The organism is Herbaspirillum sp. C9C3 (assembly GCF_013359625.1).
Lineage (GTDB): Bacteria > Pseudomonadota > Gammaproteobacteria > Burkholderiales > Burkholderiaceae_D > Herbaspirillum.
Window position 1 is genome coordinate 22,014 of sequence record NZ_JABFMQ010000001.1, and the last position, 22,902, is coordinate 44,915.

17 protein-coding genes are annotated in these 22,902 nt (G+C 63.5%); 10 read left to right on the plus strand and 7 right to left on the minus strand.

Annotated features, from left to right (window positions below):
* Positions 1-25: 25 nt before the first annotated feature.
* The 4 genes from moeA to HNO82_RS00125 all read right to left on the minus strand — a co-directional run bounded on the left by moeA (position 26) and on the right by HNO82_RS00125 (position 6,637).
* Positions 26-1,321 carry a molybdopterin molybdotransferase MoeA gene (moeA, locus tag HNO82_RS00110; RefSeq protein ID WP_175342377.1) on the minus strand — a complete coding sequence of 432 codons (1,296 nt, stop codon included), beginning with the start codon at positions 1,319-1,321 and terminating at the stop codon, positions 26-28.
* Complete coding sequence (gene mobA, locus HNO82_RS00115; RefSeq protein ID WP_175342378.1) at positions 1,318-1,935, minus strand: molybdenum cofactor guanylyltransferase MobA; 618 nt, start codon at positions 1,933-1,935, stop codon at positions 1,318-1,320. The genes moeA and mobA overlap by 4 nt, the downstream gene beginning before the upstream one ends.
* 29 nt (positions 1,936-1,964) lie before the next feature.
* On the minus strand, positions 1,965-3,080 hold the full coding sequence (moaA, locus tag HNO82_RS00120) for a GTP 3',8-cyclase MoaA (protein ID WP_008327885.1): 1,116 nt from the start codon (positions 3,078-3,080) through the stop codon (positions 1,965-1,967).
* 347 nt (positions 3,081-3,427) lie between these two features.
* The gene (locus HNO82_RS00125) at positions 3,428-6,637 is read right to left on the minus strand and encodes an Rne/Rng family ribonuclease (protein WP_175342379.1); all 3,210 of its coding nucleotides are present in this window, start codon (positions 6,635-6,637) and stop codon (positions 3,428-3,430) included.
* 821 nt (positions 6,638-7,458) lie between these two features.
* On the opposite strand from HNO82_RS00125, the gene rluC reads away from it, so the two are divergent.
* The 4 genes from rluC to HNO82_RS00145 all read left to right on the plus strand — a co-directional run bounded on the left by rluC (position 7,459) and on the right by HNO82_RS00145 (position 10,778).
* Positions 7,459-8,526, plus strand: coding sequence for a 23S rRNA pseudouridine(955/2504/2580) synthase RluC (rluC, locus tag HNO82_RS00130; RefSeq protein ID WP_034350188.1), 1,068 nt, complete (start codon positions 7,459-7,461; stop codon positions 8,524-8,526).
* A 125-nt stretch (positions 8,527-8,651) separates the two neighbouring features.
* The gene (locus HNO82_RS00135) at positions 8,652-9,311 is read left to right on the plus strand and encodes an HAD-IIIA family hydrolase (RefSeq protein WP_008327891.1); all 660 of its coding nucleotides are present in this window, start codon (positions 8,652-8,654) and stop codon (positions 9,309-9,311) included.
* Positions 9,312-9,316: 5 nt separating this feature from the next.
* On the plus strand, positions 9,317-9,697 hold the full coding sequence (locus HNO82_RS00140) for a Rieske (2Fe-2S) protein (RefSeq protein WP_008327897.1): 381 nt from the start codon (positions 9,317-9,319) through the stop codon (positions 9,695-9,697).
* Positions 9,698-9,746: 49 nt separating this feature from the next.
* Positions 9,747-10,778, plus strand: coding sequence for a S49 family peptidase (locus tag HNO82_RS00145; protein WP_008327898.1), 1,032 nt, complete (start codon positions 9,747-9,749; stop codon positions 10,776-10,778).
* A gap of 74 nt (positions 10,779-10,852) precedes the next feature.
* On the opposite strand, the gene HNO82_RS00150 is transcribed toward HNO82_RS00145, so the two are convergent.
* Complete coding sequence (locus tag HNO82_RS00150) at positions 10,853-11,617, minus strand: SAM-dependent methyltransferase (RefSeq protein ID WP_175342380.1); 765 nt, start codon at positions 11,615-11,617, stop codon at positions 10,853-10,855.
* Between the two features lie 201 nt (positions 11,618-11,818).
* Here HNO82_RS00150 and HNO82_RS00155 point away from each other — a divergent pair, with 201 nt between their 5' ends.
* Positions 11,819-13,276 carry a Ppx/GppA phosphatase family protein gene (locus tag HNO82_RS00155; RefSeq protein WP_008327900.1) on the plus strand — a complete coding sequence of 486 codons (1,458 nt, stop codon included), beginning with the start codon at positions 11,819-11,821 and terminating at the stop codon, positions 13,274-13,276.
* 288 nt (positions 13,277-13,564) lie between these two features.
* Positions 13,565-14,599 carry a Fe(3+) ABC transporter substrate-binding protein gene (locus tag HNO82_RS00160; RefSeq protein ID WP_008327901.1) on the plus strand — a complete coding sequence of 345 codons (1,035 nt, stop codon included), beginning with the start codon at positions 13,565-13,567 and terminating at the stop codon, positions 14,597-14,599.
* A 100-nt stretch (positions 14,600-14,699) separates the two neighbouring features.
* Here HNO82_RS00160 and HNO82_RS00165 read toward each other — a convergent pair whose 3' ends face one another.
* Positions 14,700-15,854 carry a GNAT family N-acetyltransferase gene (locus tag HNO82_RS00165; protein WP_175342381.1) on the minus strand — a complete coding sequence of 385 codons (1,155 nt, stop codon included), beginning with the start codon at positions 15,852-15,854 and terminating at the stop codon, positions 14,700-14,702.
* 119 nt (positions 15,855-15,973) lie between these two features.
* Between HNO82_RS00165 and HNO82_RS00170 the strand changes: the two genes are divergently transcribed.
* The 4 genes from HNO82_RS00170 to HNO82_RS00185 all read left to right on the plus strand — a co-directional run bounded on the left by HNO82_RS00170 (position 15,974) and on the right by HNO82_RS00185 (position 20,818).
* Positions 15,974-18,031, plus strand: coding sequence for an NAD(+) synthase (locus HNO82_RS00170; protein WP_175342382.1), 2,058 nt, complete (start codon positions 15,974-15,976; stop codon positions 18,029-18,031).
* Between the two features lie 179 nt (positions 18,032-18,210).
* Positions 18,211-18,549 (plus strand): P-II family nitrogen regulator, encoded by a 339-nt coding sequence (locus tag HNO82_RS00175; RefSeq protein ID WP_006463535.1) that lies wholly within the window; start codon positions 18,211-18,213, stop codon positions 18,547-18,549.
* A 263-nt stretch (positions 18,550-18,812) separates the two neighbouring features.
* Entirely contained in the window at positions 18,813-20,333 is a 1,521-nt protein-coding gene (gene adh, locus HNO82_RS00180) for an aldehyde dehydrogenase (RefSeq protein ID WP_175342383.1), read from the plus strand.
* A 104-nt stretch (positions 20,334-20,437) separates the two neighbouring features.
* Positions 20,438-20,818, plus strand: coding sequence for a DUF779 domain-containing protein (locus tag HNO82_RS00185; RefSeq protein WP_175342384.1), 381 nt, complete (start codon positions 20,438-20,440; stop codon positions 20,816-20,818).
* Here HNO82_RS00185 and HNO82_RS00190 read toward each other — a convergent pair.
* Positions 20,799-22,814 carry a sigma-54-dependent Fis family transcriptional regulator gene (locus HNO82_RS00190; RefSeq protein WP_175342385.1) on the minus strand — a complete coding sequence of 672 codons (2,016 nt, stop codon included), beginning with the start codon at positions 22,812-22,814 and terminating at the stop codon, positions 20,799-20,801. The genes HNO82_RS00185 and HNO82_RS00190 overlap by 20 nt on opposite strands.
* Between the last annotated feature and the right edge of the window lie 88 nt (positions 22,815-22,902).

Here is a 22,902-nt window from a genome sequence, read left to right on the forward strand (position 1 = left end):
TTTCTTCATATCGGCCTGAAACCCCTCACACCAGCCCGTCGAACAGCACCACCGCCACCTCTTCGCCTGCGGCCACGTCCCCGCGCTCATGTTCGAGCTCGATGATGCAGTTGGCATCCGACATCGAGCGCAGGATGCCGGAGCCCTGCATGCCGGTCAGGCGCACGTTCCATCGGCCCTCCTCATCAGGGGCCAGGATGCCGCGCTGGTATTCGGTGCGGCCGGCCTTCTTGCGGATGGCCGTGGCGGACTTGACGCGCAGACGCGGCAGCGGATTGGCTTCGGCACCGGCCAGGCGCAGCAGGGCATCGCGCACGAAGAAGGAAAAACTCACCTGTACCGCCACCGGATTTCCCGGCAGGCCGAACAGATAGGCATTGCGCCCGCGCGAGCTGATGCGGCCGAAGGCCAGCGGGCGGCCGGGGCGCATGGCGATCTTCCAGAACGTCATCTCGCCCAGGCTGGCCATGATCTGCTTGGTGTAATCGGCCGCGCCCACGGAGACCCCCCCGGAGGTGATGACGGCATCGGCTTCTTCGCAGGCGCTGCGGAAGGCGGCTTCCAGCGCGGCCGGGTCATCCGGCACCACGCCCAGATCCAGCACCTCGCAACCCAGGCGCGTCAACATGCCGTGCAGGGTGTAGCGGTTGGAGTCATAGACGCAGCCGGCATCGAGCGGCTCGCCCACCGAGCGCAATTCGTCGCCGGTGGAAAAGAAGGCCACGCGCAGACGACGCTGCACCGGCACTTCGGCCATGCCCAGCGAGGCCAGCAGGCCGATGTCGGAGGGCCGCAGCACGCGGCCGCGCGGCAGCGCCACGCTGCCCAGAGCCAGATCTTCACCGCGCAGGCGGCGATTGTCGCCGGGACGCACGCGACCGGCGGGCAGGGTCACGCCTTGCTCGTCGGCGTCGGTGGTCAGTTCCTGCGGGATCACGGTGTCGCAGCCGGGCGGCATGGGCGCGCCGGTCATGATGCGCACGCACTGGCCGGGACCGACGTGGCCAGTGAAGCGCTCGCCGGCATGCACCGCACCGATGATCTGCAGACGCACTTGCTTGCCCTCGGCCACGTCCTCGCCGCGCAGGGCATAGCCATCCATGGCCGAGTTGTCGTGGGCCGGCACGTCGATGCGGGAAACGATGTCGCGTGCCAGCACGCGCGAGAGGGCGCTGCGGATGGCCAGCTTTTCGACGGCCTCGATGGGCGTGATGAATTCCTGGATCACGGCTTGCGCGCGCGCTACCGTCATGGCGTTGGGATCATAGCCGCTGATGCAGCTGACGATGTCGTGGAGTGTGGCGGTGTGGGTCTCGGTCATTGTTCTGCTTCGAGCTGTTGCAAATCCAGCCCGGTATTGATGTTGCTGAAGGCGCGCTCGTCGGGGAAATCCACTTCGATGCAATCCAAACTGGCAAACCAGTGGTCCATCTTGCGTTCACCGGCGGCCAGGAAGGCGTCCAGCGAAGCGCGCGTAGTCGTCTGAAGCAGCGAGCATACAGGATGGCGCTGCCGTCCGTGTACGCCGTCAGTGACCGCGATGGCAGCCTGTGCACCGCTGGCGGTGAGGGCGTCGTAGAGGTGCGCCACCAGGTCATAGGGGATCAGCGGCGAGTCGCACGGGACGGTCGCCAGCAGCGGCGTGTGGCAATGGGTCAGGCCGCATTGCAGGCCGGCCAGCGGGCCGGGGAAATCCCCTTGCAGGTCATGCCAGACCGGATAGCCGAAACGGGCGTACTCCAGCTGGGAGCGATTGGCGTTGATCGCCAGGGAGCCGACCTGCGGGGCCAGGCGTTCCAGCACGTGCTGGACCAGCGGCTTGCCGTGCAGGACTTGCAGGCCCTTGTCCACCCCGCCCATGCGCGTGCCCCGGCCACCGGCCAGCACCAGGCCGGTGATGTGGCTGGCGGAGAAGAGATCGGTACGGGAAGACATGATGCAGATGGGGCAGGCAGGGCGCGACCTCAGCCGCCGATGTAGGACATCTCGACCTTGCGCAGCGGTGCGGCTTGCAGGGCGCTGCGCAGTTCGGAATAACGGTCGCCGCGCTGGCCCCAGAGGGCGGCGATGGCGCCGGCAAGTTCGGCGTCGCTGCTGCCGTTGCGCACCAGGCTGCGCAGGTCGTGGCCCTGGCTGGCGAACAGGCAGGTGTAGACCTTGCCCTCGGTGGACAGGCGCGCCCGCGAGCAGTCCTGGCAGAAGGCCTGGGTCACGCTGGAGATGACGCCGATCTCGCCGCTGCCATCGACATAGCGCCAGCGCTCGGCGGTCTCGCCGGTGTAGTTGGGGTCGGCCACTTCCAGCGGCATCTCTGCAGAGATGCGCCGCACCACGTCGTGCGAAGGCAGGACCTCGTCCATGCGCCAGCCGTTGGAGGAGCCCACGTCCATGTATTCGATGAAGCGCAGGATGGCCGGCGTTCCCTTGAAATGGCGCGCCATGGGCAAAATCTGGTCGTCGTTGACCCCCTTCTTGACCACCATGTTGATCTTGACCGGACCGAGACCGGCGGCGTGCGCCGCTTCGATGCCCTCCAGCACGCGCGCCACCGGGAAATCGACGTCATTCATGCGGCGGAAGCTCTGGTCATCCAGCGAATCCAGCGACACGGTCACGCGCTTGAGCCCGGCGGCCTTGAGCGCCTGGGCCTTTTGCTTCAACAGGGTGCCGTTGGTGGTGAGGGTGAGGTCGATTTCCTCGCCGTCCGGCGTGCGCAGGGCGGCCAGCATGGCGATGAGGGTCTCGATGTTCTTGCGCAGCAGCGGCTCGCCACCGGTCAGGCGGATCTTGCGCACGCCGTGGGCCACGAACTGGGCCGCCACGCGGGTCAGTTCCTCGAAGGTCAACAGGTCGGAATGCGGCAGGAACTGGTACTGCTTGTCGAAGACATCCTTGGGCATGCAGTACACGCAGCGGAAATTGCAGCGGTCAGTTACCGAGATGCGCAGATCATGCAGTGGACGCCCCAGGCTGTCGGCCAGCCAGCCGACGGGCTGCACGGCAACCGGCACGCCAGGTCCTGAGGGGCTGGCGGACGGGGCTTGCCGGACATCGACGATGGGAATGACGCGCTTGTTCATACGATCTGACGATAAGAGGTGTGTAACGATAGCACGCCTGAGGTCGCCGCGTAGATGCACAATCGTACATATAGTGTATCGCTGCAACTGAATTCCATGCGCAAGGCCGCCACCCGTGCGGCCCCGCTGGCATCGGGCTTGTGCGGCCATTTCGGGGGGTGCTGACTGTATCGTTGCCGGAAGCGGGCAACTGTTCGCAAATAGGTTCTGGTTTGCCGATGCGGCCTTGTGCTTGAGGCTTCACATCAGGTGCAATAGACATGAAAAAGGGAGCCGAAGCTCCCTTGTTCACTGCCGCTATTTCAGTGTCAGGCGGGGCCTTGCGGCACACCGCCTGTCATCCTGTCTCAGCGGCGGGTTTCGACCTGCACCAACGGTTCGGTCGATGGCGGCGGCAGCGGCTTGCGCTCGCGCGGCACGTGCGGTGCCGGGACGAACGAGGCGGCGGCTTCCTGGGCGGCGCGCAGCTTGACCGGATCGGTCGTGGCCAGGGTCAGGCCGGCTTGCGACAGCATCTGCTGCAGCGAGTCCCACTGTGCGCCGTTGCCGGTGGAACTGGCATGGGCGGCAGGCGCGGCAGCAGGGGAGGCTGCCACCGGTGCCGGTTCGATGACCGCCGGGGCCGGGCTGGCTTCCACGGCCTCGACGCTATCGAGCAGGCTGATCTGTTGCGGCACCGCAGGAGCTGCCGGAGCGGCCGGAGCGGCTTGCACCACCTCGACCGGGGCTTCCGATGCGGCCGGAGCAGCAACGGGGGCCTGGACCGGCTCGAAGGCCGGAGCCGGGGCGAAGCTGGCATCGATGGACGGCGCTGCCGGTTCGATGACCGGCTGGTTCGCGAACACGGCCTGGGTCGCTTCGGCAGCGGCAGCGGCCACGGCTTCCACGGAATTCACACCGCTTTCGACCTGGGCAGCCACTTCGGGTTGGGCTTGTTCCGGCACTGGCGAGGCGGCGAAGGAGGCTTGCGCCACTGCCGCCTGGGCGACTTCCATCGGTGCAGCCGGGGTGTCGGCAGCGACGGTCTCGACGTTCATGCTGACGGCGGCGGCACTGGCCACGACCGCCGTGTCGACGCCTTCGACAGCTTCGACGCCTTCGGCGGTCTCATTGGCTTCACCTTCGCCATTGTCGATGACGTTGCCGTTTTCATCGCGTTCGCGACGATGACGGTTGCGGCCACCACGACGGCGACGACGACGCGGCTCGGTAGCGCCTTCAGCGGCTTGCGTACCCTCGACGCCTTCAGCGCCTTCGGATCCTTCGACTTGTGCGGCATCCACCTGGGCAGCCTGCTCGTCACCGGACAGGGCCACGGCCACGCCTGCGGTGGCGGCTGCGCCGGCAGCCAGCGCGGCTTCCAGCGGCAGACCTTCCTCGGCCTTGGGGTCCTTGCGTTCACCGCGCGGTGCGCGCGGTTCACGCGGGGCACGCGGTTCACGGCCTTCACGCGGCTCGCGGACTTCACGCGCTTCGTTGCGACGGGCTTCCTTCGGTTCCTGGCCTTCGCGGGCCTCGCGCGGCTCACGGCCTTCGCGGGCTTCACGCGGCTCGCGGCCTTCCCTCGGTTCGCGCGGACCACGCGGCGGACGGGCCTGCTTGGCTTCGGCAGTTTCGCCGGCCTTCAGTTCGACGGCGGCCGGGCCACGTGCTGCGCGCTGTTCTGCGTTGCGTTCGCCACGCTCGCCACGTTCAACGCGCTCGCCACGTTCACCGCGTTCACCACGGTTGCGGTTGCGGCCATTGCGATCACCACCGCGGCCATTGCGCTCACCCTCACGCTTGGCCGGGGTCTTGGCTTCGACGGCAGCAGGTGCTTCCACCGGTGCAACCGGCTTCTTGCGGAAGAAGGCAAAGATCTTGCCCAGCAGACCGGACTCCGGTGCCAGGGTCGGCGGCGGTACGACAGCGGCCACCGGTTCCGGGGCCTTGCGCTCGACGATGGGGGCCGGCTGGTCGGGGGTGATGCCCTTGACCACGGCTTCCTGGCGCGGACGCACTTCTTCCTTCTGGCGCTGGCTGTAGCCGATGTCGGTATCGGCTTGCTCGGCCATGGTATAGCTGGCTTGGGCGTCGTCCAGGCGCGGATCGTCGTGCTTGATCCGTTCCATCTTGTAGTGCGGGGTTTCCAGGTGCTTGTTGGGGATCATGATGACGGTGACGCGATGGCGCGTCTCGATCTTCAGGATTTCGCCCCGTTTTTCATTGAGCAGGAAGGCAGCCACGTCCACGGGCGCTTGCACGTGGATGGCAGCTGAATTTTCCTTCATGGCCTCTTCCTGGATGATGCGCAGCACCTGCAGGGCCGAGGATTCGGTATCGCGGATGTGACCGGTGCCGTTGCAACGCGGGCAGGTCACGTGGCTGCCTTCGGAGAGCGACGGACGCAGGCGCTGGCGCGACAGTTCCATCAGGCCAAAGCGGGAGATCTTGCCCATCTGAACGCGGGCGCGGTCGTGGTGCAGGGCGTCCTTGAGACGGCCTTCCACCTCGCGCTGGTTCTTGGAGTTCTCCATGTCGATGAAGTCGATCACGATCAGGCCGCCCAGGTCGCGCAGGCGCAACTGGCGGGCCACTTCATCGGCCGCTTCGAGGTTGGTGTTGAAGGCGGTGGTCTCGATGTCGCTGCCACGGGTGGCGCGCGCCGAGTTCACGTCCACCGACACCAGGGCTTCGGTGTGGTCGATCACGATGGCGCCGCCCGAGGGCAGCGGGACCGTACGCGAGTAGGCGGTCTCGATCTGGTGTTCGATCTGGAAGCGCGAGAACAGGGGGACGTCGTCGCGGTAGCGCTTGACGCGGTGGACCATGTCCGGCATCACGTGGGCCATGAACTGCTGGGCCTGGTCGTGGATGTCGTCGGTGTCGATGAGGATTTCGCCGATGTCGGGCTGGAAGTAGTCGCGGATGGCGCGGATGACCAGCGAGGATTCCTGGTAGATCAGGAAGGCGCCCGAGGCGGTCTGGCCGGCGCCTTCGATGGCGCGCCAGAGCTGCATCAGGTAGTTCAGGTCCCACTGCAGTTCATCGACGTTGCGGCCGATGCCGGCGGTGCGGGCGATGACGGACATGCCATTGGGCAGGTCCAGCTTGTCCATGGTTTCGCGCAGTTCCTGGCGGTCTTCGCCTTCGACACGGCGCGACACGCCACCACCGCGCGGGTTGTTGGGCATGAGCACCAGGTAGCGGCCGGCCAGGGAGATGAACGAGGTGAGGGCCGCGCCCTTGTTGCCGCGCTCTTCCTTCTCGACCTGGACGATGATTTCCTGACCTTCGCGCAGCGCTTCCTTGATGCTGGCGTTACGGACGTCGATGCCTTCCTTGAAGTAGGAACGGGCCACTTCCTTGAAGGGCAGGAAGCCGTGGCGTTCTTCGCCGTAGTTGACGAAGCAGGCTTCCAGCGAGGGCTCGATGCGGGTGATGACGCCCTTGTAGATGTTGGACTTGCGCTGCTCGCGTCCGGTGGTTTCGATGTCGATGTCGATCAGCTTCTGACCGTCAACGATCGCGACGCGCAGTTCTTCCTGCTGCGTGGCGTTGAACAACATACGTTTCATGTTTTCACTCCGGGATCCGAAGATCCTTCAAATGGCCCGTCCGTATGTGGTAGCGGGCCAAAAGTACAGGGGATGTACGCGAGAACGAAGTGATTGGGGAGGCAATTGCCTTGATTGTGTCAGTGCGCCTTAGCGGGCGCTCCAGCACAAGGGGGCGCGGATGCGGCAGACGGGAACGCCGGGCAGCACCGTATCCGCGCCGCGCGCTCCGCCATAGGCGGTCGCGCAGGCAACTGCGGACGGTAAGCTGGTCTGTGGAGCCAAACGTAACATGGTGATGGGTTGGCGACGGCGATCGGGTTCTGCTGCATCAACCGGCAAGCCTCGCGGTGCTTCGGTCAGGACTGCGGCAGGGCCCGGGCAATGCGCTGCAAGAGGGGCGGGCGGATGAGCCTGCCACCGGTTGCGCTGCATGATGCTGCATGTTGCAGCATATTGCCGGGGGCTGTGCGCTGCGGACCTGAACCGGAACACCGGATGCGAGTCTTGCCAGACTTTTATCCTGATGATCCAAACAATTCTGTTCCACTTCCAGGCGCGCTGTCCGATTGCAACTGCGGTGCAAACTGGAATCGCGCAAGGAAGGTGCGTACTCGTTTCGAGGCCTTTACGTGGACCAGGCAAGCGACATGATCGGCTGTATTGTCAACCGTTGCAGCGCTTTTATTGCGTCTGCGATGCCGCGCGTCGTGGTTTTCGGGGCCCCCTTCGTCTATTTTGCAAATGAGCGAGGCTGACGAAGACTCCTCTTGTGTAGAATGTTCCTTTTTTATTCTACTGACGCCGTTTTTTGATCGGCGTCAATCGATTATATATTCAAAATGAAGGACTTAGCGAGATTTTCTAGGGGGGCTTCTGAAAGCGCCGCAGCCGCGCCCGCCTCCCGGAGCGAAGCAGCCTCGCAGAACCTTCCCCAGGTGCAGTTGCTGACCATTTCCGACGAGGAAGCGGGGCAGCGGATCGACAATTTCCTGCTGCGCATCTGCAAGGGCGTTCCCAAGAGCCATATCTACCGTGTCCTGCGTTCGGGCGAGGTGCGCGTCAACAAGGGCCGCATCGACCAGACCTACCGCCTGGCCGAAGGCGACGTGGTGCGCGTGCCGCCAATACGAGTTGCAGAAAAGCAAGAGCAGGTCGTGCCCGGTGCCGAATTCCGCATCCTGCTGGAAGACAGCCACATGCTGGTCATCGACAAGCCGGCCGGGGTGGCCGTGCACGGCGGCTCCGGCGTGAGCTATGGCGTGATCGAGCAGTTGCGCGCGGCGCGCCCCCAGGCCAAGTTCCTCGAGCTGGTGCACCGCCTGGACCGCGATACCTCGGGCGTGCTGCTGATCGCCAAGAAGCGTTCGGCCCTGACCAACCTGCACGACCAGATGCGCGAAGGCACCACCGACAAGCGTTATTTCACGCTGGTGCAGGGGGACTGGAAGAACGCGCGCCAGCACGTGAAGTTGCCGCTGTTCAAGTACAGCACGCCCGATGGCGAGCGCCGCGTGCGGGTGCAGGCCGACGGCCAGCCTTCGCACACGATCTTTTCGCTGTTGCGCCGCTTCGGTGAATTTGCCCTGCTGGAAGCTGAACTGAAGACCGGTCGCACCCATCAGATCCGGGTGCACCTCTCTTCCAGCGGTTTTCCCATCGTGGGCGACGACAAGTACGGGGACTTCACCCTCAACAAGTCGCTGCAAAAGGCCGAGGGCAGCCGCGTGGCCTTCAAGCGCATGTTCCTGCACGCCTGGCGCATCAGCTTCCGCCATCCGGAAAGCGGCGAGACCGTCACTCTCAAGGCTGGGCTGCCCGAAGAATGCGCGCGTTTCCTGCGCAGCCTCGAAGGCGGTGCCGAGGGCGATCTGCTGCCCCACAACATGCTGGCCGGGACAGAACAGTGAAGGGGTGCACGCAGCGGTCCGGGATGTGATACTTTCTGCCCGGCATTGACACAATCGCATGTCCCTCTGCCAATTGCCGATCCGGCAAGCAGCGCCAGGACATGCCAGCAGAAAGAACTCGACACATGGCAAGAAAGCAATTCGACCTGATCGTCTTCGACTGGGACGGCACCCTGATGGACAGCACCTCCACCATCGTGCGCTGCATCCAGGCGGCTGCGCGCGACCTGGGTCTGCCCATTCCCGACAAGAGCGCGGCCTCCTACGTGATCGGCCTGGGCTTGCAGGATGCGATGCAGGCGGCCATTCCGGATGTGGATCCGAAGTACTATCCGCGCATCGTGGAGCGTTATCGCCATCATTATCTTGGCCAGGACAAGGATCTGACGCTCTTCGAGGGCGTGCCGGAGATGCTGGCCGACCTGTCACAGCAGGGCTACTTCCTGGCGGTGGCCACCGGCAAGAGCCGCGTCGGGCTGAACCGGGCCATGAATACCACCGGCCTGCTCTCCAAGTTCGACGCCACCCGCTGCGCCGATGAGACCTTCTCCAAGCCGCATCCGGCCATGTTGCAGGAACTGACCCGCGAACTGGGCCAGGACATGCACCGCACCCTGATGATCGGTGACACCACCCATGACCTGCAGATGGCCATCAATGCCGGTGCCAGGGGCGTGGCGGTGGAGTTTGGCGCGCATCCGCCGCAGCAGTTGCAGGCGTTGTCGCCACTTTATTCAGCCCCTTCCATCCGCGAGCTGCATCAGTGGCTCAATGAGCACGCCTGAGGCGCATGGCCGTGACGACACCAGAAGAAATCTTCATCTGCCCCTCCAGCGCCCTTCAGGAGGGCGGTTTGGGCAAGCGTTTCCCGGTGCAGCTGCATGGGGACGAGACCACCGGCTTCGTGGTGCGTTACGGCGGAGTGGTCTATGGCTATTTGAATCGCTGTGCGCATGTACCCATCGAACTGGACTGGGCCGAGGGCGAATTCTTCGAATCCAGCGGCCTGTATCTCATGTGCGCAACACATGGCGCGGTTTATGCGCCCGATACCGGAAAATGCGAAGGCGGACCTTGTACCGGCGCGCATTTGCGTAAGATCATGGCGGTGGAACGGGACGGCCAGGTGTTCTGGCGTCCGGATGACATCGTCCAGCCCGTCGAGGCATGAGCTTCGCGGAAAACCAGTGCAGCGCGGCTGCGCTGCCTAGAGTGAGCCTATGAGCAACAACCAATCTGACAACCCGCAAGACCGTCCTCCCCAGTCTTCCCCGTCGCCGTCTTCCTCCATTCCCGCCAGCGTGCGCGAGGACAAGAAGAGCGGCTGGGAACGTGATGTCCTGGAAAAGCTGGCCCTGTTCGCCGTCAAGGAACAGCGCGCCCGCCGCCGCTGGGGCATTTTCTTCCGCATCGCCATCCTGGCGGTGATCGTGCTGGGCGGCTGGATGGCCTTTACCTACAACAAGATCGAGAGCGAGCCGCTGGGTCCGCATACTGCGCTGGTGGAAATCCGCGGCACCATCGAGTCCGAAGGCCAGGGTTCGGCGGCGGTGGTCATTCCGGCGCTGGACAAGGCCTTCGCCGCCAGCGATTCGGTGGGCGTGATCCTGAAGATCAACAGCCCCGGTGGCAGCCCCGTGCAGGCCGGCATGATCAACGACGAGATCACCCGCCTGCGCAAGGAGTACCCCAAGAAGCCGATCTACGTGGTGGTCGAGGAGATGTGCGCCTCCGGTGGCTATTACATCGCCGTGGCCGCCGACAAGATCTTCGTCAACAAGGCCAGCCTGATCGGTTCGGTGGGCGTGTTGATGGACGGTTTCGGCTTCACCGGGCTGATGGACAAGCTGGGCGTGGAACGTCGCCTGCTCACGGCGGGCGAGAACAAGAGCTTCCTCGATCCCTTCAGCCCGCAAAGCCCGAAGCAGCGTGACTATGCGCTGTCGATGCTGCAGGAGATCCACCAGCAGTTCATCGACGTGGTGCGCCAGGGGCGTGGCACGCGCCTCAAGGAAACCCCGGACACCTTCTCCGGTCTGGTCTGGACCGGTGCCAAGGCAGTCGAGCTGGGTCTGGCCGATGGCTATGGCACGGTCGACAGCGTGGCGCGTGACGTCATCAAGGCCGAGGACGTGGTGGACTACACCCAGACCGAGAACCTCTCCGAACGCGTGTTGAAGAAGTTCGGCGTGGCCTTCGGTGCCGGGTTTGCCAAGACACTGATGTCGGCACCGCTGTCGCATTTGCGATAAGCCATTGCGCAGCCCCCATGACAAAGGCCGGTTGCTGACGCAATCGGCCTTTGTCTTTGTGGCGGGGCGAGGGCTTATTCGGCCAGCAGCAGGAATACCGTGGGCTTCTTGTGGAAGTCCGGTGCCTTGTTCGCCGCCAGCGCCGCCTTCCATTGCGCGGCGGTCTGCGTGCGCACCGCTTCGGTAGGCAGCGACAGATCGGTGGCCACGCAGATCAGCGTGCCCGGCTGGCAGGACTGCGCCAGTGCCTCCAGCATGGCGCCGTTGCGATAGGGCGTTTCGATCAGCAGCTGGGTCTGCTTCTCCTTGCGGGAACGGTCTTCCAGCTGGCCGATGCGCTTGGTGCGTGCTGCGGCATCGGTGGGCAGATAGCCGTTGAAGGCGAAGCTCTGGCCATTCAATCCGCTGGCCATCACCGCCAGCAAGAGCGAAGACGGACCGACCAGCGGTCGCACCTGGATGCCATGCTGATGCGCCAGTCGCACCAGGTTGGCGCCGGGGTCAGCCACGGCCGGCACGCCCGCTTCCGAGATCAGGCCGCCGTCACGGCCCGCCAGTAGCGGTGCCAGCAGGGCGGGCAGGGCGGCAGGGGGCGTGTTGACGTTGAGCTCGCTGATCTGGATTGCCTGGATGGGCTGGGCCAGCGGGGTATTGCTCCCCAATAGTTTGAGGAAGGCGCGCGTGGTCTTGGCGTTTTCGGCCACGAAATAATCCAGGCGCGCCGCGATGGCCTGCACCTGGCGCGGGATGATGGCTTCCAGCGGGTGCATGGCGCCAGCGTCGGTGAGGAGTTCGGTACTTCCCAGCGTGTTGGGAACCAGGTAAAGAATGCCGGGCATGGAAGGGAAATGGGATAAATTGTATAAAATAATATTTGCAACGCAGCACGACTTCGCCGACCCGCCATTTTACAGGGTGCAGGCTGTCATCAAAGTGTAATGCGCGCCCATTATCTTGTCGGCTGGGAGACAGGATGCGGTTTAAATTATTTAGCAATTGCTGTGTGCCGTTCGGCGTACAGCCCTTGCGAAAGGAAATGAATGTTTGCTGCGGTAGATCTCGGTTCCAACAGTTTTCGCTTGCATATCGGCAAGTACGAGGACGACGGCATACGCGTCATCAAGAGCGCCCGTGACCCCATCCGCCTGGCGGCGGGCATCGACAAGACCGGCAATCTGACGCCGCAGGCCTGCCAGAGTGCCATTGATTCGCTCACCCGTTTCCGCTCCATTCTGCGCGACTATCCGCTCACGGCCGTACGGGTAGTGGCCACCAATACCTTGCGCGTAGCCAGGAATGCCACCGAACTGTTGCCCGAACTGGAGCGCGCCATCGGTTATCCGGTCGAGATCATTTCCGGTGAGGAAGAAGGGCGCCTCATCTACATGGGCGTGGCCGGGGTGCTGGCCGATGGCGGCGAGGAACGCATGGTCATCGACATTGGCGGCGGTTCCACTGAAGTCATCCGTGGTCTGGGCGAACATATCCGTCACGTCGAATCCTTCGGCATCGGCACCGTCAACCAGAGCCTGGCCTTCTTCCCCGACGGCGCCATTACGGCGGCCGCTTTCGAGCGCGCCATCATTTCGGCGCGTTCGCATGTGGAAGATGCGGTGCATCTCTTCAGCTTTGATGCGACCAGTGTCAACGTCTACGGATCTTCCGGCACCATGCGCGCCATCGCCGATACCATCCGTCGCAACAACATGGGTGATGGCCGTATCACGCTGCCCAGCCTGGCCGACCTGATGCAGCGCCTGATCGATTTCGGCCACGTCAGCCAGATCGCGCTCGATGGCATGAAGGCTGATCGCGCCGGCGTGATCATGGGTGGGCTGGCGGTGCTGATCGGCTTCATGCAGGAGTTCGGCATTGCGCTGATCACGCCGGTGGAAGCCGGCCTGCGCATGGGCGTGATGTGGGACCTGCAATTGCGCGCCACCAAGGCCGACCGTCGTGACCGTTCGGTGGAAGAGTTCGCCCGCCGCTTTCACGTCGATGCCGCCCGTGCGCATGGTGTGGCCGATACCGCGCTGGGTTTCTTCCAGCTGCTCAAGCCCGCTACCGATTCCTACGCGCGCTATCTCTACTGGAGCGCACTGCTGCACGAGACCGGGCTGGTCGTTTCGCCCACCGGTTACCACAAGCATTCGGCCTACATGATCGCCAATGCCGACTTGCCCGGTTTCACCACGCGCGAACAGCGTCTGATGAGTACCTTGATCCTCGGGCAGAAGGGCAACCTCAAGAAGATCAGCGAGATGCTGGCCGATGTCGATTTCGCCAAGGCGGTGCTGGCCTTGCGGCTGGCGGTGATGTTCCGCCATGCACACATCACTCTGGATCTGGAGAAGGTGCGGGTCAAGCTCAAGAGCCGTATCGACCTGGAGATCCGCCGCGACTACATCAGGGAACATCCGAGCATTTCCTTCTGGTTCCAGAAGGAGCAGGAATGGTGGGCCGGCATCGGTGTGGACTTTGCGGTCAAGCTCATCTGATTGCTTCATATCGCCTCCAACACGCCCTTGCCGCGCGGCTGCCGGCAAGGGTGTTTTGTATCGTGCTGCGCCGGATGGATTTGCGCAGATGATAATGCTTCTTGTTTGTGATATAGTCGTCAGCGGTCCATGAACCGCTCAGGCATTACGCCTTGAGTCCACAACGAGGCGATCCCGAGATTGCCCACTGCGACAGCCAAGTCCCACATCCCCGGACCGCCTTCCGCGCCAAAAGAAAACGCCGTTTCAATGACGGCGGTCGTTCACTCTTTTTGAAAAGGATGGTCCATGTTCCACCGTCAACTCGCCGTCGGCGCCGTGCTGGCTGCCATTGCCGCTTCCAGCTTCGCGCAGGAGAAGGTCATCAATCTCTATTCGGCGCGCCACTACCAGACTGACGAAGCCCTCTACGCCGATTTCACCAAGGCCACCGGCATCAAGATCAACCGTGTCGATGGCGACGATGCCGGTATCCTGGCGCGCTTGAAGAGCGAAGGCGCTTCAAGCCCGGCCGACGTGATCCTGCTGGTGGATGCGGCCCGTCTGTGGAAGGCGCAGAGCGAAGGGCTGTTCCAGCCGGTCAAGTCCAAGCTGCTCGACGAGCGCATTCCCGCCAACCTGCACAGCAAGGAAGGCAGCGAGGGTACGCAGTGGTTCGGCTTCTCCACCCGCGCCCGCGTGATCGTCTACAACAAGGCCAGCGTCAAGCCGGAAGACGTCGATACCTATGAAGCCCTGGGCGACCCGAAGAACAAGGGCAAGCTGTGCACCCGCAGTGGTTCGCACCCCTACAACGTGTCGCTGTTCGGCGCGCTGCTGGAGCATGACGGCGCGGCCAAGACCGAAGCCGTGTTGAAGGGCATGGTCGCCAATCAGGCGCGCCAGCCGGTCGGTGGCGATACTGATCAGATCAAGGCGGTCGGTTCGGGTGAGTGCGGCGTGGCCATTTCCAACTCCTACTATGTGGCGCGCCTGCTGCGTTCGACCAAGCCGGAAGACGTGGCGCTGATGGAAAAGGTCGGCATCGTCTGGCCCAACCAGAAGAGCTACGGTGCGCACGTCAACATCGCCGGTGGCGGTGTGGCCAAGAACGCGCCGCACAAGGCCGAAGCCGTGCAGTTCTTGGAATACCTGGCCAGCGATTCGGCCCAGCGCTACTTCGCTGAAGGCAACAACGAGTGGCCCGCCGTCAAGAGCGTGAAGACCGAGAATCCGGCACTGGTGAAGATGGGTCCGTTCAAGGCCGAAGTCATCAACGTGGGTGCGGTCGGTGCCAACCAGCAGAAGGTGTTGCAGATGCTGGATCGTGTTGGCTATAAATAATTAAAAGGATTTAAACGATTTAAATCGTTTATATTTTTTGATGAGGCCGGTCCGTGTGGTGCACGGACCGGTTTTTTCATGTCTGCGAGAGAAGGACGAATCAGCGTGGCGGATCCCGGAAGGGATTGTGCTCGTTCAGCTCCGAGATATAGCCATCGATGCCGTTGCTTTCCCGCGAGAGGAAGTGCTCCACCGCATCGTAGAACCCCGGATGCGCCAGCCAGTGTGCCGACCAGGTTTTCTGCGGCAGGAAACCGCGTGCCATCTTGTGCTCGCCCTGGGCACCGCCTTCGAACCAGGTGATCTTCTCGGCGATGCAGAATTCCAGCGGCTGGTAATACGCGGTCTCGAAATGCAGGCAGGGCACGTGTTCCAGTGCGCCCCAGTAGCGGCCATAGAGTGTATCGGCGTCATGCACCGTCAGCGAGGAAGCGATCGGCTCATCCCCCCGCAGCGCCACCGTCAGCAGCAGGTGCTGCGGCATGGTTTCACCGATACGGCGGAAGAAATCCAGGTTCAGGTAAGGCGTGGAGTAGTGCGCGGCATAGGTGTGCCGATAGCAGCGATTGAAAAAGCGCCAGTGCGCCTCCGTGATCTCGGCCCCGCGCAGCCAGGCGAAGCGCACGCCTTGCTCGGCCACCTTGCGCCGTTCGGCCAGGATGTTCTTGCGCTTCTTGCGGTCCAGCGTATCGACGAATTGCGCAAAATTGCCATACCCTTCATTGTGCCAGTGGAACTGCACCCCGCTGCGCAGCAGGAACCCGTCGTCCGCCAGCAGCTGCGCCTGTTCCGGCGGGGGATACAGGATATGCGTGGAGGAAACTTCACTTCGCTCCTGCAGCGCCCGTAATGCGGTCACCAGCGCCGCGCGGGCAGTCTCGTCGATGGCCAGCAGGCGCGCGCCGCGTACCGGCGTGAAGGGGATGGCCGAGAGCAGCTTGGGGTAGTAGTCCACGCCATGCCGCTGGTAAGCCTCGGCCCAGGCCCAGTCGAAGACGTATTCGCCATACGAGTGAAACTTGCGATACAGGGGCAGGGCGGCCACCAGTTGCTCCTGCTCGCCATCGGCCTGCCACAGCGTCAGATAATGCGGCTCCCAGCCGGATTCCGGACTGGCGCTGCCGCTCTCGTGCAGCGCATGCAGGAAGGCGTAGGAGAGGAAGGGATTGCCCTCGGCCTGGGCTGTCACCAGCGCATCCCAGCGGGACGGGCCGATCTCGGCCAGAGAAGAAACGATTCGCGTGCGATAATCCATGGACTGCAAGTGACCTGCGAAAGATGGCGCGGCCCACGGCCCGCTCGAACAGGCATTCTACGCAAAATGAACAGAACGCGTCGCCGCCCTGGCGAAGTGCACGGAGTCCAACACACGCTATGCAAAGCCCCTTCTTCAATCTCTACAACCACGGTTTCGCCCGCGTCGCCGTGGCAGTGCCGGACTGCAAGGTGGCCGATCCCGGCTTCAACGCGCAAGCTACCATCGCCCTGGCCGAACAGGCCGCCGCCCGTGGTGCGGCCCTGGTGTCCTTCCCCGAACTGGGCCTGTCGGCCTACAGCTGCGAAGATCTGTTCCAGCAGCGCGCCTTGCTGGAAGCCTCCCTGCAGGCCCTGCAATCGGTGCTGGAAGCGTCCATGCGCATCTCCGCCGCTCTCATCGTGGGCATGCCGCTGAAGGTCGATCACCAGCTCTACAACTGCGCCGTGGTGGTCCACAACGGCCGCATCCTGGGTGTGGTGCCCAAGAGCTACCTGCCCAACTACAGCGAATTCTACGAAGCGCGCCAGTTCAGCAGCGCCGATTGCGCCGTCACCCGCCGTACCCGCCTGCTGGGGCAGGACGTGGACTTCGGCAGCCATCTGCTGTTCGAGATCGGCAACATCCCCGACTTCCGCTTCCACATCGAGATCTGCGAAGACGTCTGGGTGCCGATCCCGCCGTCTTCCTTTGCCGCGCTGGCCGGTGCCACCGTGCTGGTGAACCTGTCGGCCTCCAACATCGTGGTCGGCAAGTCGGGTTACCGCCATCAGCTGGTGTCGCAGCAATCGGCGCGCTGCCTGGCGGCCTATCTGTATTCGTCGGCGGGCAATGGCGAATCCACCACCGACCTGGCCTGGGATGGTCAGGCGCTCATCTGCGAGAACGGTGAACTGCTGGCCGAGTCCGAGCGCTTTGCCGAAGGCGGTCACGTGATCTATGCCGACATCGACCTGGAACGCCTCTCCCGTGAGCGCTTCCACCAGACCACGTTTGGCCAGTCGGTGCGCCGCCACGCCGACGAAGTGCGCCGCTTCGAAGTGGTACGTTTCGATGTGCAGATCCCGCAGGAGCAGTCCTTGCCGCTGCAACGCCGGGTGGCACGCTTCCCCTACGTGCCGGCCAATGCCGAACAGCGCGAACTGCGCTGCCGCGAGGTCTACAACATCCAGGTGCAGGCACTGGTGCAGCGCCTGTCTTCCTCGAACATCAAGAAGGTCGTCATCGGTGTGTCCGGCGGTCTCGATTCGACCCATGCGCTGCTGGTCTGCGCCAAGGCCATGGACAAGCTGGGCCTGCCGCGTTCCAACATCCTGGCCTATACCATGCCCGGCTTTGCCACCAGCAGCCGCACGCTGGTGCAGGCGCATCAGCTGATGGCGCAGGTCGGCTGCTCGGCGCAGGAGATCGATATCCGCCCCAGCTGCGAACAGATGTTGAAGGACCTGGATCACCCGTATTCACGCGGTGAGCCGGTCTATGACATCACCTTCGAAAACGTGCAGGCGGGTGAGCGCACCAATCACCTGTTCCGCCTGGCCAATCATCACGGTGCCATCGTCATCGGCACCGGCGACCTGTCCGAGCTGGCGCTGGGCTGGTGTACCTATGGCGTGGGCGACCACATGTCGCACTACAACGTCAACGCCAGCGTGCCCAAGACCTTGATCACCCACCTGGTGCGCTGGGTGGCGGAATCCGGTTCGCTGGAACTGAAACAGCCGGAAGTGCTGATCCACGTCCTCGAAACCGAAATCAGCCCGGAACTGGTGCCGGGTGCCTCGGACGGCGAGCCGGGCCAGCGTACCCAGGACTTCATCGGTCCCTACGAGTTGCAGGACTTCAATCTCTATTACATCCTGCGCTATGGCTTCACGCCGGCCAAGGTGGCTTTCCTGGCGCACAGCGCCTGGCAAGACCGCAGCATCGGCCATTGGCCGGATGGCCTGCATGGTGCGCGCAACCAGTACAGCTTGCCGCAGATCAAGAAAAACCTGGGTATCTTCGTCTATCGCTTCTTCAAGACCAGCCAGTTCAAGCGCTCCTGCGTGCCCAATGCGCCCAAGGTCGGCTCGGGCGGCTCGCTCTCGCCGCGTGGGGATTGGCGCGCACCCAGCGATGGCGAGGCCACCGTCTGGCTCCGGGATCTGGAACGTATTCCCGATCTGGAGGACTGAATCCGGCTTTTTATGGCCCGGCTTGTGCAAGAAGGTTGAAAGCTGGGCACGCCTGATTGACAATGTGCAAGTGGGCAGGACGCCATGGTCTTGCCAGTAAAATAATAATAAATGCTGTATCCGCTATTCAATAGATCGTTGAGATCGTTTCTTTACGACATACCAAGAGAGGAATTGCCATGAAACAAGTGACCGCCATCATCAAACCGTTCAAGCTGGACGAGGTGCGTGAATCCCTCGCCGAAGTCGGCGTCACGGGCCTGACGGTCACCGAAGTGAAAGGCTTCGGTCGCCAGAAGGGCCACACCGAACTCTATCGCGGTGCCGAATACGTGGTCGACTTCCTGCCCAAGGTCAAGATCGAGGTCGTGGTGGACGACAAGGTGGTCGAGCAGGCCGTGGACGCCATCATCAAGGCCGCCCGCACCGGCAAGATCGGCGACGGCAAGATCTTCGTGCAGGAAGTGGAACAGGTGATCCGTATCCGTACCGGCGAAACCGGGCCGGATGCCGTCTGATTCAGGACAGCGCAAGCATCACGAGAGACCGGCCGCTGGCCGGTTTTTTTACGTCCGCAGTGCAAGAAAAAGAGTGTGTCAGGCTGTCCCTCTGCGCTGTCCCGGGCTGCGCCAGATTGACACAGCGTGACAATGATGCTGGCGCGCAAGGCGCTTCCAGAGCAGGTTTGCAGGCTGGCATGCGATTTGCCATCCAGAGGGATGAACCTCCGCCGCGGCCATGATCGCGGCGGGATTTCAACCATAACCCGAACGGAGACGACATGAACCTGGCAGACATCAGCAAACTCGGCGTACGCGACCCCTTCAAGCAACGCTACGACAACTTCATCGGTGGCAAATTCGTGCCCCCGGTCAAGGGCGAATACTTCGAGAACATCAGCCCGGTGATCGGACGCGCCTTCTGTGAAGTGGCCCGCTCCAGCGCCGAAGACGTGGAACTGGCGCTGGACGCCGCCCATGCCGCCAAGAAGAGCTGGGGCAAGACTTCCCCCACCGAGCGCGCCAACATGCTGCTCAAGATCGCCGACCGCATGGAAGCCAACCTGGAGCTGCTGGCCACCGCCGAAACTCTGGACAACGGCAAGCCCATCCGCGAAACCATGGCCGCCGACATCCCGCTGGCCATCGACCACTTCCGTTATTTCGCCGCCGCCGTGCGCACCCAGGAAGGCAGCATCTGCCCCATCGACAACGACACCTATGCCTACCACTTCCATGAGCCGCTGGGTGTGGTCGGCCAGATCATCCCCTGGAACTTCCCCATCCTGATGGCGGTGTGGAAGCTGGCCCCGGCGCTGGCCGCCGGCAACTGCGTAGTCTTGAAGCCGGCCGAGCAGACCCCGGCTTCCATCATGGTCCTGATCGAACTGATCGCTGACCTGATCCCGCCCGGCGTGGTCAACATCGTGCAGGGCTTCGGTGTGGAAGCGGGCAAGCCGCTGGCCTCCAACAAGCGTATCGCCAAGATCGCCTTCACCGGCGAGACCACCACCGGCCGCCTGATCATGCAGTACGCCTCGCAGAACCTGATCCCGGTGACCCTGGAGCTGGGCGGCAAGTCGCCCAACATCTTCTTTGCCGACGTGCTGGACAAGGATGACGAATTCTTCGACAAGGCCCTGGAAGGCTTCGCCATGTTCGCGCTGAACCAGGGCGAAGTCTGCACCTGCCCTTCGCGCGTGCTGGTGCAGGAATCGATCTACGAGCGCTTCATCGAACGCGCCTTGAAGCGCGTGGCCGCCATCAAGCAGGGCAATCCGCTGGACAAGAGCACCATGATCGGCGCGCAAGCCTCGCAGGAGCAGCTGGAAAAGATCCTCTCCTACATCGACATCGGCAAGCAGGAAGGCGCCAAGGTGCTGGCCGGCGGCGGACGTGAAGAACTGGGCGGCGACCTGGCCACGGGCTATTACGTCAAGCCGACGGTGTTTCAGGGCAACAACAAGATGCGCATCTTCCAGGAAGAAATCTTCGGCCCCGTCGTCTCGGTGACCACCTTCAAGGATGAGGAAGAAGCCCTGTCCATCGCCAATGACACCCTCTACGGCCTGGGCGCGGGTCTGTGGACCCGCGATGGCACGCGTGCCTTCCGCATGGGTCGCGAGATCCAGGCTGGTCGCGTATGGACCAATTGCTATCACCTGTATCCGGCGCATGCGGCCTTCGGTGGCTACAAGCAATCCGGCATCGGCCGTGAAAACCACAAGATGATGCTGGACCACTACCAGCAGACCAAGAACCTGCTGGTCAGCTACAGCCCCAAGGCGCTGGGCTTCTTCTGATCGCGTGATCTTCGTTTGACTCCTTGCAGCAAGGCAGCTTCGGCGCCGGTCCGCCTCCCCGCGGCCGGCGCCGCTTTTATGGTAGATCCGACAGGAGAATGGCGATGAAGGCATTGCCCAGGGTAACGGCCACCGAGGCCACGGTGGACTTGCTGCGTCAGTTGAAGAGGCGGCATGGTGAATTGATCTTCTTCCAGTCCGGCGGTTGCTGCGATGGCAGCGCGCCGATGTGCTATCCCGCCGGCGACTTCACGCTGGGCGATACCGATGTGCATCTGGGAGAGATCGATGGCGTGCCGTTCTACATCGGCGCCGACCAGTTCGAATACTGGAAGCATACGCAACTGATCATTGACGTGGTCAATGGCAACGGCGGCATGTTCTCGCTGGAGAACGGCAGCGGCAAGCGCTTCCTGACGCGCTCGCGGCTGTTTACCGATGAGGAATACGACGCGCTGGCGCCGCTCAGTGCCCGCGTGACTTGAAGCGCCGGTAGAGCGTATTGCGCGACACGCCCAGCGCCTTGGCAGCGGCGCTGACGTTGCCGTCATGGGTGTGCAGGGCGCGCTCGATGGCAGCCCATTCGCTGTCGTGCATGGAGAGCGATTTTTCGCGTTTTTCTTCATATGCCATGTGTACCGGCATCTCGCAAGCCGCCTGCACGGGCGCCGCCTCTTCCAGAAAGTCATCTGGCAGGTGTTCCACCCCTATCCAGGCCTGGCCCTCGGCCATGGCCAGGGAGGTGCGGATCAGGTTGGAGAGCTGCCGCAGATTGCCCGGCCAGCGGCTGGCCTGCAGCAGGGCCAGGGCCTGGGTATCGAAGCGCGGCGCGTCGGCGCCGCCTTCCTGCTCCAGAATGCGCTCGATCAGGCCGACCAGGTCGCTGCGTTCGCGCAGAGCTGGCAGCTTCACCTGCAAGCCGTTGATACGGTAGTACAGGTCTTCGCGGAAGGCATGACGCGCGGCCATTTCGCGCAGTGGCTGGTTGGTGGCGCACACCAGCGCGAAGTCCACCGGGATGACGCGCTGGCTGCCCAGGGGCGTCACCGCGCGTTCCTGCAAGACCCGCAGCAGGCGGCCTTGCAGGGCCAGCGGCATGTCGCCGATCTCATCGAGGAAGAGGGTGCCGCCCTGGGCCTGGGCGATCTTGCCCAGCGCTCCCTTGCGACGCGCACCGGTGAAAGCGCCGTCTTCATAGCCGAACAGTTCGGCCTCGATCAGATTCTCCGGAATGGCCGAGCAATTCACGGCCACGAAAGGCGCTGCGCCTGTCCGGGTTTGCGTGGCCCGGAAGCGCGCGCTCTCGCGGTGGATGGCCTGAGCCAGCCATTCCTTGCCGGTACCGGTCTCGCCGGTGATGAGGATGGGAATATCGCGGTCGATGACCTTGCGCAACTTGGCGATGAGGGCGCTCATGCGAGCGTCGCCGGTATCGAGTGCCTGCAGGCCGGGACGCGGCGGGCCTGCATGAGGCCGTGCTACGGGCGCCGGGCGGGCGGCGGGGATCGTGTGCGGCGTATCGATGATGGCTTCGCGCGCATTCTGGAAATGCTGGTCGCGCAGCCGCAGTTCGGCCCGTCCATGGATGCGGATGCCGTTGTGCAGGCACAGCTCCAGCAAGCCCGGGGCGGCCTTGCGATGGTGCTCGAACAGCAGCGACAGCGGTACCCCGAAGAGCGATGCGAAGGTATGCGATTGCAGCGCCGCCAGCGTCAGCCCCAACTGGAACTGCGCACTGCGGTTGGCCGCCAGGAAGCGTCCGCCCGGGGTGAAGCTGACGATGCCTTCGACCAGCGTGCCGACGAATTCGGCACGGCTGTGGAAGTGCAGGGTGATGCAATCGGGGAAGCTGCCGGCCAGCAGGTGGTTTTCTATCATCTGCGCCGACATGCGTACCAGCGCCATGGTGTGCTTGTGGAAGCTGCCGCATTCGCCGGAGACGTCCAGCACCCCCAGCACCTGGCCGCGATGGTCGAAGATGGGGGCGGCTGAACAGGTCAGGAAACGGTTGGCATCCAGATAGTGCTGCTGGGCATGTACGGTGGTCGGCTTCTGCTCGAACAGGGCCGTACCGATGGCATTGGTGCCACGCAATTGTTCCGACCAGCATCCACCCGGACCCAGCGCCACGCGGTCGGCCTTGGCCAGGAAATCGCTGTCGCCCAGGGTGTGCAGGATGGTACCTTCGGCGTCCGACAGGATCACCATGCTGTGGGTATTGCGGATCTGGTCGTAGAGGGTTTCCATGACCGGGCGGGCGTGGCCGGAGAGGGCCTGGTTGGCTTCCAGCGTCTGTGCCAGGTCGGCGCGCGAGAGCGCGTCCAAGTCGGGCCGCTGGCCGCGCGTGATGCCGTAGGACGAGCTGCGCTGGTGCGAGCGTTCGATAGCCTGCAGATCCAGCAGCGCATCGGCGCCGGACTGCACCAGGGGCGAGGCGCCCAGCAATGCACCGGCAGCGCGCCGGTTTGCCTGGTATTGCATCCTTGTCTCCTTGGGACCTCGGGTGGTCCTTGTTCCCCCTTTGTGGTCGCTTTCTTCGCTGATGGGAAGCTGAGGGTGAACAAGCATA

Excerpts from the sequence above, each read along its gene's own strand:
- moeA (WP_175342377.1), bottom strand. The coding sequence starts at position 1,321 with ATGACCGAGACCCACACCGCCACACTCCACGACATCGTCAGCTGCATC.
- mobA (WP_175342378.1), bottom strand. The coding sequence starts at position 1,935 with ATGTCTTCCCGTACCGATCTCTTCTCCGCCAGCCACATCACCGGCCTG.
- moaA (WP_008327885.1), bottom strand. The coding sequence starts at position 3,080 with ATGAACAAGCGCGTCATTCCCATCGTCGATGTCCGGCAAGCCCCGTCC.
- HNO82_RS00125 (WP_175342379.1), bottom strand. The coding sequence starts at position 6,637 with ATGAAACGTATGTTGTTCAACGCCACGCAGCAGGAAGAACTGCGCGTC.
- rluC (WP_034350188.1), top strand. The coding sequence starts at position 7,459 with ATGAAGGACTTAGCGAGATTTTCTAGGGGGGCTTCTGAAAGCGCCGCA.
- HNO82_RS00135 (WP_008327891.1), top strand. The coding sequence starts at position 8,652 with ATGGCAAGAAAGCAATTCGACCTGATCGTCTTCGACTGGGACGGCACC.
- HNO82_RS00140 (WP_008327897.1), top strand. The coding sequence starts at position 9,317 with ATGGCCGTGACGACACCAGAAGAAATCTTCATCTGCCCCTCCAGCGCC.
- HNO82_RS00145 (WP_008327898.1), top strand. The coding sequence starts at position 9,747 with ATGAGCAACAACCAATCTGACAACCCGCAAGACCGTCCTCCCCAGTCT.
- HNO82_RS00150 (WP_175342380.1), bottom strand. The coding sequence starts at position 11,617 with ATGCCCGGCATTCTTTACCTGGTTCCCAACACGCTGGGAAGTACCGAA.
- HNO82_RS00155 (WP_008327900.1), top strand. The coding sequence starts at position 11,819 with ATGTTTGCTGCGGTAGATCTCGGTTCCAACAGTTTTCGCTTGCATATC.
- HNO82_RS00160 (WP_008327901.1), top strand. The coding sequence starts at position 13,565 with ATGTTCCACCGTCAACTCGCCGTCGGCGCCGTGCTGGCTGCCATTGCC.
- HNO82_RS00165 (WP_175342381.1), bottom strand. The coding sequence starts at position 15,854 with ATGGATTATCGCACGCGAATCGTTTCTTCTCTGGCCGAGATCGGCCCG.
- HNO82_RS00170 (WP_175342382.1), top strand. The coding sequence starts at position 15,974 with ATGCAAAGCCCCTTCTTCAATCTCTACAACCACGGTTTCGCCCGCGTC.
- HNO82_RS00175 (WP_006463535.1), top strand. The coding sequence starts at position 18,211 with ATGAAACAAGTGACCGCCATCATCAAACCGTTCAAGCTGGACGAGGTG.
- adh (WP_175342383.1), top strand. The coding sequence starts at position 18,813 with ATGAACCTGGCAGACATCAGCAAACTCGGCGTACGCGACCCCTTCAAG.
- HNO82_RS00185 (WP_175342384.1), top strand. The coding sequence starts at position 20,438 with ATGAAGGCATTGCCCAGGGTAACGGCCACCGAGGCCACGGTGGACTTG.
- HNO82_RS00190 (WP_175342385.1), bottom strand. The coding sequence starts at position 22,814 with ATGCAATACCAGGCAAACCGGCGCGCTGCCGGTGCATTGCTGGGCGCC.